Origin of the sequence: Candidatus Deianiraea vastatrix (genome assembly GCF_007993655.1) — a bacterium.
Taxonomy (GTDB): domain Bacteria; phylum Pseudomonadota; class Alphaproteobacteria; order Rickettsiales; family Deianiraeaceae; genus Deianiraea; species Deianiraea vastatrix.
The window spans coordinates 1,097,259-1,111,599 of sequence record NZ_CP029077.1; the positions used below are offsets into that span (position 1 = coordinate 1,097,259).

Genomic DNA, 14,341 nt, shown 5'->3' on the forward strand with positions numbered 1-14,341 from the left:
TTATAACATAAATTTACAGTATTGTCAAGTAAAAAATGTCTGATAATGAAAATAAAAAAAATGAGGATCAAAATGTGATTAATCTTGGGTGCAGGTTAAATAGTTATGAAAGCAGTGTAATTGATAAAATCATTGAGAAAACCAGTATATCGGGCAAGTGTATTGTTGTAAATACTTGCGCTGTAACGGCGGAGGCGGAAAGAAAATCTCGTCAGGCAATAAGAAAGATTAAGAAGCAATATCCTGATAAGAAGATTATAGTAACTGGGTGTGCTGCGCAGATTAATCCTGAGCAATTTACAAAAATGCCAGAAGTTGAAAAGGTAATTGGAAATGACATTAAGACAGATGATGGGTTTTACGAGAAATTATCTAAGGAGTGGTCAAGCCCTTTGCAAATTAGCAGTCAAAAGGCGCAAGTAAATGACATTATGTCAATTCGTGAAACGGCAAATCACCTTTTTGCAGACACACAAAATCGCTCTCGTGCGTTTTTGCAAATTCAAAATGGATGTAACCATAGGTGTACTTTTTGTATTATTCCATTTGGCAGGGGAAATTCAAGATCTGTGCCCGTTGCGCAGGTTGTAAATCATATAAAAGAGCTTATCGCATCTGGATATAACGAGGTTGTGCTAACTGGTGTTGACATTACAGACTATGGGCTTGACTTGCCAGCAAAGCCTAGTCTTGGTAATTTATGTAAGAGGATTTTGGCAACAACTGATCTTAAAAGGCTGCGGCTTTCGTCTGTTGATGTTGCGGAAATTGATGAAGATTTAATAGACCTAATTAAAACAGAGCCAAGGCTTATGCCATATTTTCACATTAGCTTGCAGTCTGGCGATGGTTTAATTTTAAAACGAATGAAAAGAAGGCATACGCCAGATGATGTTGTGAAGTTTTGCGATTTAGTGCGTAGTTATAGGGCAGATGTTGGTTTTGGGGCGGATATTATTTGTGGATTTCCAACCGAAACAGACGAAATGTTTGAAAATACACTAAAACTTGTTGAAAAATGCCAAATTCAATATATTCACGCATTTACATATTCGGCAAGAAATGGCACGCCTGCTGCGAAAATGCCACAAGTAAAGCTTGATATAAGGAAAAGGAGAACAAGTGACTTAATTGCACTTGGGGATAGGGTATTGATGGATTTTTCAAAATCACTAATTGGAAAAGCTCAAAGCTGTGTTGTGGAGGCAGATTTTACTTTGCGTAGTGAGAATTTTGCGAAAATTACGCCAAAAGATAAGTCTAAATTTACATCTTTGCAGGTTGGGTCTATTATTTCCGTTATTTGCACTGACATTATTGATGGGGAGGTTATGTGTGATTAATTTGTTATAAAAAAACTTGAAAACAATAATAGATAAGTTAATAAATAGTAAAGAATTTTAATACGATGAAAAAAAGCATTATATTATTTATAAGGAATGCGATTGAAATTAGTAGACTTAGCAATCCAAAGCCGATATTATTACTATTTTTTCCATGTCTTTGGGGGTTATTTTTGGCGTATGCGCCGCATATATCAAAAAAGGCGATTTTCATAGCTATGGTAATATTTTTAATAGGTTCCATTGCTGCAAGATCATTTGGCTGTATTGTAAATGATATAATGGATAGAAAGATAGATGCAAAAGTTGAAAGAACAAAAAACAGACCCCTTGCATGTGGAAAAATGAAGGTATGGCAAGCTTTATTAGTTGCGTTTTTATGGCTACAGGTATGTCTTTTATGTTTTATCATTTTTAATCAAACGGCAAAATTAATGATATTTATTGGCTTTATTATTGCACTTGTATATCCACTATTTAAGAGGTTTTTTAATTATCCTCAGCTAATTTTAGGTTTTGGATTTAACATTGGTGTTTTAGTTGGATATGCAACGGTTTATAATCAAATTTCTAATTCAAGCTTAATATTTTATATATGTGGAATTTATTGGACAATGTTTTATGATACAATATATGCAATGCAGGATGCCAAGTGTGATGAAAAAATCAATATTAATTCAACGGCAAGAAAATATGGGTCTATGATATTTGGGCATTTATTAAAATTTATCATTATTATCACTGGAATATTGATTTTTGGAGGCTATATGTCAAGCATGTCTTTTATCTATTATTTATTTATAGTGCCGATATTATTGACTTTAATAAAGATATTTAAGATTGTTATTAAAAATGAGCATGAAGACTCATTTAATAGAGCTTTTCAATATAATGTTATAGTAGGGTTATTAATAACATTGCAAATTTTAGCCGGAAGATATTTTATGTTTATATGATGGATGATAAAGTAAAGAAATTAATTTATCAAAGCAGTCATAGGGGGTGTAAAGAGACGGATTTTCTTTTAACAAACTTTGCGCAGGAAAATTGTATTAATATGAGCGAAAGGGAGCTGAAGGTATATGAAGAATTTTTGTCAGAAAATGATTGGGATATTTACAACTGGATAGTTACAAATTCAAACTATGAGGAAAGGTATAGTTTTATTATTAGGGGAATTTACAATAATATTAATGTGCAAAAGCTATAAACCTTTTATATCGTCAGACAAAACAGCTTTTCCAAGTATATGGAAATGAAGATGAAATACGCTTTGTCCTGAGTTTTTTCCATTGTTGGTTACAACTCTATATCCGTCTTCAAGATTCATTATTTTTGCAACTTTTGAAATAGCTTGCATTGTTGATGAAATTTCATCGCTTGATGCGTTTTGTGAAAAGTCGTCAAAGTCAACATAATTCTTTTTTGGAATTACTAGGATATGAACTGGTGCTTTTGGCTCTATTGACCAAAATGCAAGATTTTTATCGTCTTCCCAGACTTTTTTACACCCTAGTTCGCCTCGTAAGATTTTTGCAAATGGATTATTATTATCGTACATATTTTTATTAAATTTATTAGAATATTTTTGAAAAAAAATTAAAAAACAAGTAGAAAAATAAAAAAGTTATGTTATAGTGTAAAAAATTTGTGTTTGTATGATAGGTTTAAGTTTATTAATTTTACCGGCTATATCTAGTGTTTTATGCTTATTGATTAACAAAATTGAGTGTAAAAAATCAACACAGATTATTGCATTTTTATCAAGCACTTTAATTGGAATTTCTGCAATAATATCTTTATATATCGCATATCGTATATTTTTTGCAAGGGAAGTTTTTGAGTATTATCACGCTTTTGACTGGATTTTACTTGGAAAATCTTATGTATCTTTTGGTGCATCGATTACAAAAATCTCAAGTTTAATGGTAACTTTAATTACATTTGTTTCGTGCCTTGTGCATATTTATTCAACAAAATACATGCACGAAGAGAAATATGAAAGATTTATGATTAACATATCTTTCTTTACATTTTGCATGATTTGCCTTGTTTTATCGAGTAACTTTCTGCAATTATTTTTTGGCTGGGAGGGAGTTGGAGTTGCATCTTATTTGCTAATTAACTATTATCACCGCAAAAATTCAGCAAATTTGGCATCAATGAAGGCTTTTTTAACAAATCGTGTTGCGGATGTTTTTATGATTTTTGGCATAAGCATGTTGCTTCGTGATTTTGGATCGTTAAATTTTGCTCAGATTTTATCACTAGAAAACATTACGCAAAATACATACCAAATAGGCATTTTTACTAATATAGACGTTATATGTATGACGCTTTTTATGGGAGCAATGGGGAAATCTGCACAGATTTTCTTGCATATTTGGCTGCCTGATGCTATGGAAGGTCCAACTCCCGTTTCGGCTTTGATACATGCTGCAACTATGGTAACTGCTGGGGTTTTCATGCTATGTAAATGTGCTGTGCTGTTTGATAACTCGCCACTTACAATGAATTTTATCACGATTATCGGCTCAATTACTGCGATTTTTGCTGCAAGTGTTGCGATTTTACAAACAGACATTAAGAAAATTATTGCTTATTCAACCTGTAGCCAGCTTGGATATATGTTTATGGCGTGTGGGCTTGGGCTTTATAGTGGTGGCTTTTTTCATTTGTTGACGCATGGCTTTTTTAAAGCCTTGTTATTTTTATGCGCCGGAAGCGTGATTTTAGGCATGCATCATGAGCAAAATATATTTCACATGGGGCGTGATTTATACAAAAAAATGCCTATAACATGCTTTGCTATGATAATTGGGACGCTTGCAATATGCGGAATACCGCCTTTTGCAGGGTTTTATTCAAAAGATGCAATATTACATGCCGCGGCAACAAGGGGTGATTTTATAGCGAGTTTTGCATATATTTGCGGTAATATCGTTGTATTTATGACATCATTTTATTCATTTCGGTTGATTTATGTAGTATTTTTCGGGCAAAAAGACGCACATCACGAAGCGCATGAGTCAAATATACAGATACTTGCTCCGCTATTCATTCTTGCGATTTTATCGGTTATATCTGGTCATTTCTTGGAAAATGTTTTGCATATTTTGAGATCTGACATTATTATTTCTGAAAATAATGCGAAAATTGCTGAATTAATGGAGAAAAATCATGAATCACATTTACCGCTTGTAATATCGCTTTTTGCAATTTCGCTTGCAAGCTTTTTATATCTTTACAAGACGGATATTCCGGCAAGAATCTACAGTTTCCTTGGGAAATTTACTAAATTTTTTGAAAATAAGTGGTATTTTGATGAGTTATATTCGGAAATTTTTGTAAAACCTTATATAAAAATAGCAGATTACATGGGTTTAAAATTTGATTTAATGGTAAATAAAGTTATAGTTTCAAATCAAGCAGATTGCGTGCTTAATATATCAAATAAAACCAAAAGAATTCAGTCTGGATGTATAAATTATTATCTAATTATCAGTGTTGTTACTGTAATTTTCATGATTTTACTCACGCTTTAATGGAAATTAAGTATATCAAAACCAAAAGACGCAGTGTTTCGATTAAGGTTTGCCAAAATTTAGATGTTGTGGTGCGTTTTGGGCATAGAATATCGCAAGATTTTGTGGAAAATTTCATAAATCAGAAAAGGCCTTGGATACAAAAGCAAATAGACAAAATAAAAGCCAAGACAATTTTTGATATATCAAAGATAAAATACGAAGATGGCACGATATTTCCTTATCTTGGCAGGGATTTGGTGATTAAAATATTTCCAACATCTGGTAAAGATTGCATTTTGGAAAATGGCGAAAACCTTGAGATTTATACAAAAAAAGTCAGCTATCAATTGATTAAAAAGCTTTTTGAGAAAAATGCAATAGAGATTTTTAATGAGAAAATAAGGCAGTGCCTTGCAATTTTTGAAACTATAAAGCCAATTAATAAGGATATAAGCTTGAAAATCAGAAAAATGAAGAGCAGATATGGCTCAATGTCTACAAGTGGAGTTATGACGCTGAATTTGTCTTTAATACACTACGATTTAGAGATTATAAAATATGTTATTATGCACGAGCTTTGCCATGTTTTTCACATGAATCATGGGCGTGGCTTTTATAATTTACTACTGCTTGTAATGCCAAATTTTAGAGAAATTGAGGCTCGGCTTAAAGGCTATAAGTACAAATTTGTTTAGTGAGCTCTTTTTTTGCATTCTTACAATGTTGGTAATTTCAAATGTAAATATGCTGCTTGTAATGTGAAGTTTTAAGTCAATAGATTCAAGACTTCAGCATTACAAGTATAAATTTTATTAACTAAATTTAAATCCAGCACCAATGCCATAAGATTTTACAAAGGCATAACTTGAATGTATAAGCATATCACTTGGCATATAACCTTCACCATTTTCAAATTCATTTAATTTTTTAGTTTTGATTTGTTGATAGTATGCAAATAGTGATAAATCAACATGATTTGTTATATTTGTTAAATATTCAGCTCGCATATCAAAACCATTTAAGCCCATATTACCAGATTCATGTAAGCCCCAGTTTATATCTCTTGCACGCCAAAAATTACGCGCTCTGTAGGATGTAATTAAGGCATTTGCCGCAAGTGAAATTGATGAGTCTTGATCGATAATTTTCTCGATTTTTGAGCCAATTGACAAGCCTTCGAAAATGCCATTTGAATTTAGATCATTGCCATTATCGTAATCATGAGTCATGGTTTCTGGTGTTGTATATGGTGTAAGAGTTCCACTGCCATCATCTACCATAGTAGTTTGTGAGCCGTAAAATGAATAACCATGTCCATAAGATTTTGTATTGACATTCTTTTTAAAATAGGCAATGTCAAAGCTAATAATGTGGCTATTTAGTTTTTCTGATAGCTTTGATGCATCAAATGAGTAACCTATACCGATTTTTCTTTGACGCAAGTTTCCACCAAGTTGATGAAAAGACATTCCTGAAGCAAGATTTCTTACATCGTCATCTCTTACTTCACCTTTTCTAATTTTGCCGAAATTTCCGCTTGCATAAACGAAAAAATTGTCTATTCCTTGAGTGAAGATTTTATACTTTGCATCCCAGAGAAATTGATTTGACTTCATTTTGTCATAAGTCAAAATCGAGCCACCAGCTGGCGTTTTAAATTCATACTGACCTTTTTCTTGAGACATTGCAATACTTCCTTCAAAATTTGATTTAAGTCTTTGCATCACTGCTCCGTCAAGGCGTTTTAAATCTGCTGCATTTGCATTTGCAAATAAAGCTGTTGATAAGACAATACTAGTAGATAAAGTTTTCATAATGAAACATAAATTTAAGTTGCAGCTATGGGTATTTTTTTAAATGTCAAGAAAATAATTTAAAAAAAATAAAGAATTGCAATTTATAAAAATCATGTTAATATCGTGTAATTATATGTTTTTATGATAATTCATAAAGAAAAAATTGCCTTTATTGGCATGGGAAAATTTGGCACTGCCATTGCATATAGGCTAGATATTACATCACGGTATAAAATTGCCATGTATTCAAGAAATAAAGATGATGTTGAGTATTTTAACGAGCATAAAGTGAGTCCAAAATGCTTTCATGAATGTAAATTTGAGACTGCAAGTGCAACCGATGATATTGCAGATGCGGTTGACAAAGCGGGAATTATTTTTATTTCGGTTTCGTCAAATGGCATAAAAGATGTATGTGAGAAAATGGAGGGATTAATTAAGAAAAATGCCAAAGTTATTATATGTAGCAAGGGAATTAGTGAAAATTATCCATTTTTTTATAGCGAGATTGCGAAAAATATTCTAGGGAAAAAGGCGAATATATATGTGTTTTCCGGTCCAAATTTTGCAGATGAAATAGCGCGCGGCGAGCTTTCAATTACAACGCTTGCGGGTAAAAATTTAATCAAAACCAAGCTGCTTTCAATAATTTTTCGCTCAACAAACATTAAGATTGAATCAAGTAATGACATTATCGGCGTTCAGCTTTTTGGGGCTATGAAAAATGTAATGGCGATAACTGTTGGTATTTTAGAGGGTCTTGGCTTTGGAAAAAACAGGATAATTAGAACATTGATGCATTTTGTATCTGAAATCCAGCGTTTGAGTAAGGTGTATAAAGCAAAGAAAAATAGTGCATATTTAGCAGCTGGAATTGGCGATATAATGCTTACATGTTTTGATGAAAAGTCGCGAAATAAAAAGTTTGGAATTGCAATTGGAAGAGGTGAAAAAATTGCCGAGCTTCTTGAAAAAGACTTAGTTGAGGGCTATTTTGCAACAAAGGCTATAAGGTCTATGAGTTTAAGAGTTAAAAGATTTAACAAGCAAAGCTTGAAGTACATAAATGCACTTTATGACATTTTATATAAAGATTCAAAGCCTGCTGAAATTCTAAATTCCGTCGAAGAAAAAAGTGAATAAAAAGACTATAGAAATTGTATTTGTTCAGGAGTCATTTCTGTAAGATTTTTATTTTCTATGCACTTTAACATTCTAGTTTTAATTGCAGAAATTTCGTCTGATATTCTAGAGTTTTTCACATTTAAAACATAGCAATCTATGCCACCGTGTTTAATAATTGTATCGCAAGCTGCTTTTGTGCATTTAAGATAAACATAAGAGCCAAAAACTTTGCTAAAGAATTTCCTATTTGCAACGCTATTTTTTATTGTTCTTCTCGTTTTTTTATTTGATTTTGGAACATTGTTACCACGAGAAACGGTAGAAGATGTAACTTCACATCTAGACATATGTATTATTAAATGGTTTAATATGCCTAAACTCATATTTTTAATTGTCAAGCACTATTTTTCAAAATTTAAAATTTTTCACTTGACAATTAAGAAAATGTTTCTTTAAGTGGCTTGGAATTTATATATATTCATGGAAAGAACTCTATCAATTATTAAACCTGATGCGGTAAGACGCAATATTACTGGAAAAGTTAATACTATTATTGAAAATTCAGGTCTTAGAATTATTGCTCAAAAAATGATAAGAATGACTCAGAAACAGGCTGAAGAATTTTATGCAGTTCACTCATCTCGCCCATTTTTCGGGGAGTTGGTTGAAATGATGACGGCTGGACGCGTTGTTGTGCAGGTTTTGGAAGGCGAAAACGCTATTGAAAAATATCGTGATATAATGGGTGCTACAAATCCTAAAGATGCAAAAGCTGGAACTATTCGTGCTGAATGTGCACTTTCTATCGGGGAAAATTCAGTACATGGATCTGACTCGAAAGAGAACGCAAAAAGAGAAATAGCATTCTTTTTTGCAGAAAGCATTTTACTTTAATTAGCTAAAATTTAGCATTACAAGGTGCAAATGGATTATCGTGCTTTTTTTGCATACATTTTTTCAACTCTAGAGACTAGAGATGTAAATGAAAAGAAGGCTGAGGCTGCTTGGATTTTTCAACATTTTACTGGTAAATCTAATTTGGAAATACCGATATTAGATGGGTTTTTTACAGATATTGCTTCTGTTGATAAAGTTATAAAAGAGAGAAATAATGGAATTCCGCTTGCCTATATTTTAGGATATAAGTCGTTTTACGGCAGAGATTTTCAGTTAAACAAGGCATGTCTTATACCAAGATGCGATTCTGAGATTTTAATTGAAAATATGCTTATGAAAGTGGAAAAAACCCTTTCAGAGATTGTGATTTTTGATTTTTGCTGCGGCAGTGGATGTCTTGGTATAACTTTTGCTGCACAGTATATTTTAGATAATCCAAGTTGTAAGATTTGCCTTTATTTTATTGATATTTCAGATGCTGCACTGGAAATGAGCCTAAAAAATGCAGAAAAGATATTGAAAAATCAAGTGATTTGCAAGAATATTCCAATGGATATTATGAATGATAAATGGGATTTTGATAGAAAATGTGATGTTTTTATTTCAAATCCCCCGTATATTCCAAGTATAGATATTGATAAACTTGACAATACTGTGAAAGATTTTGAGCCAAAAATTGCATTAGATGGCGGCGCAGATGGGCTAAAATTTTATCGCAAAATAGCTGAGAATATAGGCAAAGTTGTAAAATCTGATACACTTTGCGGTATAGAGTTTGGAATTATGCAGGAGGTAATGATAAAGGAAATTTTCCAATCACACAAATTGGCATTTTACAAGGATTTATCGCATATAATGCGCTGTGCAACCTTTAAAATTGATGAGTATTGAGAAAAAACTTGATTATTATCTTAATATAGCAATAATTGTTTTGTATATATTTTTTATGTGGTTGAAAAATTTCTTAAATACTGCAAAATTGAGTTAAACTTAAGCAAAAATACATTGATTGCATATAAAAAAGATCTTGAAAATTTCATGGAATATTTACCTTCTGATATTGAAATCGTGAATGTAAAAAATACCGATATTGAAAATTATTTTTTAACGATAAAGCAAAATTCTAAATGTAGGGCAAGCTCTATTTGTCGTAAAATATCAACTTTATCGCATTTTTTCAAATTTTTAATTTCTGAGAATATTATTAATACTAGCCCAATTATCAACATTCAAAAACCAAAAAAAGAATCACACATTCCACATTTTTTAACAGATGAAGAAGTTGCAAAAATGATAGAAGTTGCAAAGGAAGATGAAAAAAATGGCAAGAAACATGCGGCGATAATAGCCTTACTTTTTGCAAGCGGCATGCGCGTGAGTGAGCTATGCGTGCTTAAAATATCACAGCTTGAAATTGATAAATCGCAAATTAGAGTGATTGGAAAGGGAAATAAAGAGCGCATTGTGCCGGTGAGTAATAACGCAATTTCCATATTAAATGAATATTTAGAAGATTTACAAAGTTCAATTTTCCTGTTTCCATCGGTTAGAAGTAATCATATTTCAAGAATTCATGTAGGAAATATTTTGAAAAATATAGCGAAAATGGCAAATATTGATGCAAAAAAAGTACATCCACACGCATTGCGGCATTCAATTGCCCTAAAATTGGTTAATTCTGGAATGGATTTAAGGTTGGTTCAGGAATTTTTGGGTCATAAAGATATTTCAACAACTGCGATATATACCCATGTAAATTCTAAAGAAATAGTAGATTTAGTCAAGAAATATCATCCAATGAGCAAAGATAATGCAGAGGGTAATGATGGAAATTTGGTGAAGAATTTATAAAAATGAAACTATGAAATTTCAAACTTTTGCCTCATATATTTTGGTTTAAGTTTTTGTAAATGCAAGTTTGATTTGGTAATTATGGATAATTTTAAAAACGAATACTAATCAGACTTTTGGATTATAAAACCTGAAGGCTTAGGTAATATCAAGGATTATGAAGACATATTAATTAATATCGATGCAGTCGTAAAGTGCAACCAGAAAATTCTAAATGGTAAAGCAAAATCTTGCCAAAAACACAACGCAAATCAGGCTTTTGCAGCGCGCTACCTTGTGCAAATCACTATAAATAGTATAAAATTGGCATTATTTACCCCATCAAAGCTCAGATATTCAAACCCAAATTACAAAATTCATAGTATATATTTGTAAGTATAGGAAGATTTAAGAAGCGAAGTATTAATCAGGCTTTTGCGGTATACCACCTGCTTGCAACGGCTAAATTCATGTCTTCAAGGAGTTTATTTTTTGCCATGTCGTGATCGCCAGATACAACCAAAACCTGCACCACGCCTTTGGTTTTTCCAATTTTGATACATTCATTTAGCATTTCCCTGCCGAGAGTTTGCCATAAATTTTCATTTTTTACGCAAAAATCATCTATCATTAAAGTAAGCCCAGCATCATAAACCTCTGGTGGAGTAATGATTTTTCCCATAATGAAGCCTTGTTTTTCACCGTCTGCAAGTGCGATTACTTTTGGATTTTCAATCTCGCTTTCAAACCATTCTTCCTGTACTGCATTTGAATTTTCAGACATTTTCCAAAAATTTGGCTGATGTTTAGAGTATGTAAGTCTTTTTTCATAAGACAACTCCACTATCCACGAAATATCAGATTTTGTCGCAATTTTTAGCATAAAGATGTGCAAATTATATTATATATTAGTGCGAAAAAATTAATAATCAAGGATTTTTTGCACAAAGATTTCTTGCGATATAATGTTTATTGAATTTTATCGGAAATTTTTCGATATTTGGTAAGATTATTTTGCAACAAACTACGCTTTATCAATCTCAATTTTCAATAAATCGTTGACTTTTGCAGGATTTGCCTTACCTTTTGTCACTTTCATAACCTCGCCAACGAAGAAACCGAATAATTTTTGATTTCCATTTTTAAACGACTGCAGTTGCGTTGGATTATTTTTCAAAATATCCTTTATTGCAGCGATAATTTCGTCGGTATTATCAATTTGTTCAAGGCCCAAATCTTTCACAATTTCACTTGGAGTTTTAACTTCATTTGACATAATTTTAACAAACATTTCATCAAGAACGGTTTTAGCAATTTTTCCATTAATTTTACCATTTGTAATCAAGGAAATTAGCTCAATTATATGCGATGGTAAAATTTTGGATTCCTCAATTTTTATCTGCTCTTTATTAAGGCGGCCAAGAAGCTCAATCATAACCCAAGTATACGCCATTTTTGGCTCGGATTTTTTAGCAACTTCGTCAAAATATGAGCTAAAACCAATATCTTCAGACATTATTATTGCCTCTTTTTCGATTATTCCATATTCCAAATAGCGAGTGAGTTTTTGCTCAGGAAGCTCGGGTAAATTTTTGCGAATTGCATCGATAAAATCAGTAGATAACTTAAGTGGTGGAAGATCTGGATCTGGGAAATATTTATAATCATTTGCATCTTCTTTTTTACGCATGCTGCGAGTTTCGCCCTTTTCAACATTAAAAAGACGTGTTTCTTGATCGATTTGACCGCCGTTTTCGATGATTTCAATATGGCGATTTGCTTCAAATTCTATTGCAGCCTGAAGATACCTGACTGAGTTTAAATTTTTAATTTCGCAGCGTGTGCCTAGTCTTTTTTCACCAACCAAGCGAACGGAAACATTTGCGTCAACGCGCATAGAGCCTTCGTCCATATCTGCATCGGAGGCGCCAACAGCGCGAATTAAAGAGCGTAATTTTTTGACATACTCACCCGCTTCAAATGGTGATGAAAGCTCAGGTTTTGAGACAATTTCCATTAGTCCAACTCCTGCACGATTATAATCAAGGCAAGTTTTATCGCCTACTAAATCGTGGATTGACTTTCCAGCATCTTGCTCTATATGGATTCTTTCGATATTTATTCGTTTTTTTGACGCATCTTCAAGTGAAATATCGACCCAGCCATTTTCAACTATTGGTTTATAAAATTGCGTAATTTGATAGCCAGATGGAAGATCTGGATAGAAATAATTTTTGCGATCAAAGAAAGATTCCTCGTTAATTGTTGCATTAATAGCCATTCCAGCCGCAATTGCTTTTGAAACTGCGTTCATGTTTAAAACAGGTAGGGCACCCGGTAATGCGATGTCCATTGGGCTGATATTTGTATTTGGTTTTGCGTCCCAGTTGGTTGATGATTTTGAAAAAACCTTGCATTCATCCTTGATTTGAGCATGAATTTCAAGGCCAATTACAAGCTCGTAGCTATTTCCTTTTTTACTGGTAATAATCATGGTTATAAAACATACTTTTATCTGTTGTAGGATATATTTTTTTATATTCAAGAATATTCCAATGATTTTTTTTATAAAGCAAGAAGAATATAACAATGACTGATATTATCCAACCTTCCCAAAGGCTATATGAAAAGAAATATAGCATGAAAATATTATAAAATACGGTAAATTTTAGGGCAAAAGTTTTGGGTGTTTGTGATGGATTTATTTGTTGTATTAATCTTATCATTAAAAAAACAAAGACTATTATGCCAAATACACCAAATTCAAATAATATTTGTATTATTAGATTATGACTGTGAAATCCTGCATTGTATGGAATTGCGAAATCTTCATTTACGATTTTATCATTAATAGTTTCACCTTTTTTTACGATAAAGCAATCTTTGCTGGTGTTATAAAATCTTGATGATTTAAAGCCATTTCCAGTAAAAGGATTTTCTGTAAATTTTTCCATAGAGTATTTGGCAATGCACATTCTGTGTTTAAAGCTTGGTGGTATTGTACCAAATTTCTTAAAAACAGTATGTATATCGACAAAATAGTAAAATAAAATTACGGAAGAAACAATTAAAATTGTTGCAAAAAATAAGATTATTTTTGAAATTTTAATAGAGAGTTTTGAAAAAAGAAAATATACGAAAGGTGAGCTGATGAAAACTAATTTTGATGTTGCAGAGTGATTTTTAAATATTACAAATCCAATTAAGCAATAGAGTAAAAGGTATATTAAGTAACGGATTTTTTTGATTTTCTGTACTGTAAAAACATCATCTCTATGTAAGAATATGTAATATAGCGATGTTATAATGCCGAGTGATTTGCCGTTAATTTCAAAATGATTACCATTATAGTAATATATTGCGATAGAAGATATTACAGCAAACATGGAAGAAAAGAAATATTTAACAACTTTTTTTTGCAAACAGTATCCAGATGCCACAAAAATTGCAAAAAATATCATAATTAATATAGTTATTAGTGAGGTAAAAGAGTATTTGAAATTTGGAGATGGAATAACAGCAAAGGCGGAAAGTAAGATTGCTTCAAAAATTTTTGCTTTAAATGCAGCAACTTTACTGTCTTGCTCCATTATTGGGCGAGACGTTGCTGTCCACAGTGCATATCGCATAACTTCATTTTCTCTGTTATAAAAGATAACATATACTGCAATTATTGCATAAGAAAGAAATACTAGGTTACACATTCTTACATTAAACATTATTGCTATTCCAAGACAAAAGAATGCAATTTTTTCAATCATATCAATATTCTTTTTTATAAATGCTATTAATTTTATTGTAAATTTTATAATTTTTTTCATAT

15 protein-coding genes are annotated in these 14,341 nt (G+C 31.9%); 9 read left to right on the forward strand and 6 right to left on the reverse strand.

Going from position 1 to position 14,341, the window contains the following annotated elements; translation table 11 throughout:
- Positions 1 to 35: 35 nt before the first annotated feature.
- The 3 genes from mtaB (at position 36) to deia_RS05270 (ending at position 2,553) form a co-directional block, all read left to right on the forward strand.
- Complete coding sequence (mtaB, locus tag deia_RS05260) at positions 36 to 1,343, forward strand: tRNA (N(6)-L-threonylcarbamoyladenosine(37)-C(2))-methylthiotransferase MtaB (protein WP_146821278.1); 1,308 nt, start codon at positions 36 to 38, stop codon at positions 1,341 to 1,343.
- Positions 1,344 to 1,408: 65 nt separating this feature from the next.
- A complete protein-coding gene (locus tag deia_RS05265) occupies positions 1,409 to 2,299 on the forward strand; it encodes a 4-hydroxybenzoate octaprenyltransferase (RefSeq protein ID WP_146821280.1) in 891 nt (296 codons plus the stop codon).
- Entirely contained in the window at positions 2,296 to 2,553 is a 258-nt protein-coding gene (locus deia_RS05270) for a succinate dehydrogenase assembly factor 2 (RefSeq protein ID WP_146821282.1), read from the forward strand. Before deia_RS05265 ends, deia_RS05270 begins: the two co-directional genes overlap by 4 nt.
- On the opposite strand, the gene deia_RS05275 is transcribed toward deia_RS05270, so the two are convergent.
- Entirely contained in the window at positions 2,548 to 2,904 is a 357-nt protein-coding gene (locus deia_RS05275; RefSeq protein ID WP_146821284.1) for an HIT domain-containing protein, read from the reverse strand. The genes deia_RS05270 and deia_RS05275 overlap by 6 nt on opposite strands.
- 97 nt (positions 2,905 to 3,001) lie before the next feature.
- Here deia_RS05275 and nuoL point away from each other — a divergent pair, with 97 nt between their 5' ends.
- The gene (gene nuoL / locus deia_RS05280) at positions 3,002 to 4,888 is read left to right on the forward strand and encodes an NADH-quinone oxidoreductase subunit L (protein ID WP_146821287.1); all 1,887 of its coding nucleotides are present in this window, start codon (positions 3,002 to 3,004) and stop codon (positions 4,886 to 4,888) included.
- A complete protein-coding gene (locus tag deia_RS05285; RefSeq protein ID WP_161982878.1) occupies positions 4,888 to 5,565 on the forward strand; it encodes a M48 family metallopeptidase in 678 nt (225 codons plus the stop codon). The genes nuoL and deia_RS05285 overlap by 1 nt, the downstream gene beginning before the upstream one ends.
- Before the next feature lie 117 nt (positions 5,566 to 5,682).
- On the opposite strand, the gene deia_RS05290 is transcribed toward deia_RS05285, so the two are convergent.
- Positions 5,683 to 6,684 carry a hypothetical protein gene (locus deia_RS05290; protein WP_146821291.1) on the reverse strand — a complete coding sequence of 334 codons (1,002 nt, stop codon included), beginning with the start codon at positions 6,682 to 6,684 and terminating at the stop codon, positions 5,683 to 5,685.
- Positions 6,685 to 6,807: 123 nt separating this feature from the next.
- Here deia_RS05290 and deia_RS05295 point away from each other — a divergent pair, with 123 nt between their 5' ends.
- The gene (locus deia_RS05295) at positions 6,808 to 7,809 is read left to right on the forward strand and encodes an NAD(P)H-dependent glycerol-3-phosphate dehydrogenase (RefSeq protein ID WP_146821293.1); all 1,002 of its coding nucleotides are present in this window, start codon (positions 6,808 to 6,810) and stop codon (positions 7,807 to 7,809) included.
- A 5-nt stretch (positions 7,810 to 7,814) separates the two neighbouring features.
- On the opposite strand, the gene deia_RS05300 is transcribed toward deia_RS05295, so the two are convergent.
- On the reverse strand, positions 7,815 to 8,138 hold the full coding sequence (locus tag deia_RS05300; RefSeq protein WP_161982879.1) for a large ribosomal subunit protein bL28: 324 nt from the start codon (positions 8,136 to 8,138) through the stop codon (positions 7,815 to 7,817).
- A 133-nt stretch (positions 8,139 to 8,271) separates the two neighbouring features.
- Here deia_RS05300 and ndk point away from each other — a divergent pair, with 133 nt between their 5' ends.
- The 3 genes from ndk to xerA are packed head-to-tail and all read left to right on the forward strand — an operon-like array spanning position 8,272 to position 10,539.
- Positions 8,272 to 8,685 (forward strand): nucleoside-diphosphate kinase, encoded by a 414-nt coding sequence (ndk, locus tag deia_RS05305; RefSeq protein ID WP_410519469.1) that lies wholly within the window; start codon positions 8,272 to 8,274, stop codon positions 8,683 to 8,685.
- A gap of 30 nt (positions 8,686 to 8,715) precedes the next feature.
- Positions 8,716 to 9,579: a HemK/PrmC family methyltransferase gene (locus deia_RS05310; RefSeq protein WP_146821297.1), complete on the forward strand. Its 864-nt coding sequence runs from the start codon at positions 8,716 to 8,718 to the stop codon at positions 9,577 to 9,579.
- A gap of 57 nt (positions 9,580 to 9,636) precedes the next feature.
- Entirely contained in the window at positions 9,637 to 10,539 is a 903-nt protein-coding gene (gene xerA / locus deia_RS05315; protein ID WP_161982880.1) for a site-specific tyrosine recombinase/integron integrase, read from the forward strand.
- 406 nt (positions 10,540 to 10,945) lie between these two features.
- On the opposite strand, the gene deia_RS05320 is transcribed toward xerA, so the two are convergent.
- The 3 genes from deia_RS05320 to deia_RS05330 form a co-directional block, all read right to left on the reverse strand.
- The gene (locus deia_RS05320) at positions 10,946 to 11,401 is read right to left on the reverse strand and encodes a GNAT family N-acetyltransferase (protein WP_146821301.1); all 456 of its coding nucleotides are present in this window, start codon (positions 11,399 to 11,401) and stop codon (positions 10,946 to 10,948) included.
- Between the two features lie 141 nt (positions 11,402 to 11,542).
- The gene (gene gatB / locus deia_RS05325) at positions 11,543 to 13,012 is read right to left on the reverse strand and encodes an Asp-tRNA(Asn)/Glu-tRNA(Gln) amidotransferase subunit GatB (protein WP_146821303.1); all 1,470 of its coding nucleotides are present in this window, start codon (positions 13,010 to 13,012) and stop codon (positions 11,543 to 11,545) included.
- Positions 12,996 to 14,339, reverse strand: coding sequence for an O-antigen ligase family protein (locus tag deia_RS05330; RefSeq protein ID WP_146821305.1), 1,344 nt, complete (start codon positions 14,337 to 14,339; stop codon positions 12,996 to 12,998). The genes gatB and deia_RS05330 overlap by 17 nt, the downstream gene beginning before the upstream one ends.
- Positions 14,340 to 14,341: the final 2 nt, after the last annotated feature.

Excerpts from the sequence above, each read along its gene's own strand:
- deia_RS05295 (WP_146821293.1), top strand. The coding sequence starts at position 6,808 with ATGATAATTCATAAAGAAAAAATTGCCTTTATTGGCATGGGAAAATTT.
- deia_RS05330 (WP_146821305.1), bottom strand. The coding sequence starts at position 14,339 with ATGAAAAAAATTATAAAATTTACAATAAAATTAATAGCATTTATAAAA.
- deia_RS05310 (WP_146821297.1), top strand. The coding sequence starts at position 8,716 with ATGGATTATCGTGCTTTTTTTGCATACATTTTTTCAACTCTAGAGACT.
- gatB (WP_146821303.1), bottom strand. The coding sequence starts at position 13,012 with ATGATTATTACCAGTAAAAAAGGAAATAGCTACGAGCTTGTAATTGGC.
- deia_RS05320 (WP_146821301.1), bottom strand. The coding sequence starts at position 11,401 with ATGCTAAAAATTGCGACAAAATCTGATATTTCGTGGATAGTGGAGTTG.
- deia_RS05265 (WP_146821280.1), top strand. The coding sequence starts at position 1,409 with ATGAAAAAAAGCATTATATTATTTATAAGGAATGCGATTGAAATTAGT.
- deia_RS05300 (WP_161982879.1), bottom strand. The coding sequence starts at position 8,138 with ATGTCTAGATGTGAAGTTACATCTTCTACCGTTTCTCGTGGTAACAAT.
- mtaB (WP_146821278.1), top strand. The coding sequence starts at position 36 with ATGTCTGATAATGAAAATAAAAAAAATGAGGATCAAAATGTGATTAAT.
- nuoL (WP_146821287.1), top strand. The coding sequence starts at position 3,002 with ATGATAGGTTTAAGTTTATTAATTTTACCGGCTATATCTAGTGTTTTA.
- deia_RS05285 (WP_161982878.1), top strand. The coding sequence starts at position 4,888 with ATGGAAATTAAGTATATCAAAACCAAAAGACGCAGTGTTTCGATTAAG.
- deia_RS05290 (WP_146821291.1), bottom strand. The coding sequence starts at position 6,684 with ATGAAAACTTTATCTACTAGTATTGTCTTATCAACAGCTTTATTTGCA.
- deia_RS05270 (WP_146821282.1), top strand. The coding sequence starts at position 2,296 with ATGATGGATGATAAAGTAAAGAAATTAATTTATCAAAGCAGTCATAGG.
- ndk (WP_410519469.1), top strand. The coding sequence starts at position 8,272 with ATGGAAAGAACTCTATCAATTATTAAACCTGATGCGGTAAGACGCAAT.
- deia_RS05275 (WP_146821284.1), bottom strand. The coding sequence starts at position 2,904 with ATGTACGATAATAATAATCCATTTGCAAAAATCTTACGAGGCGAACTA.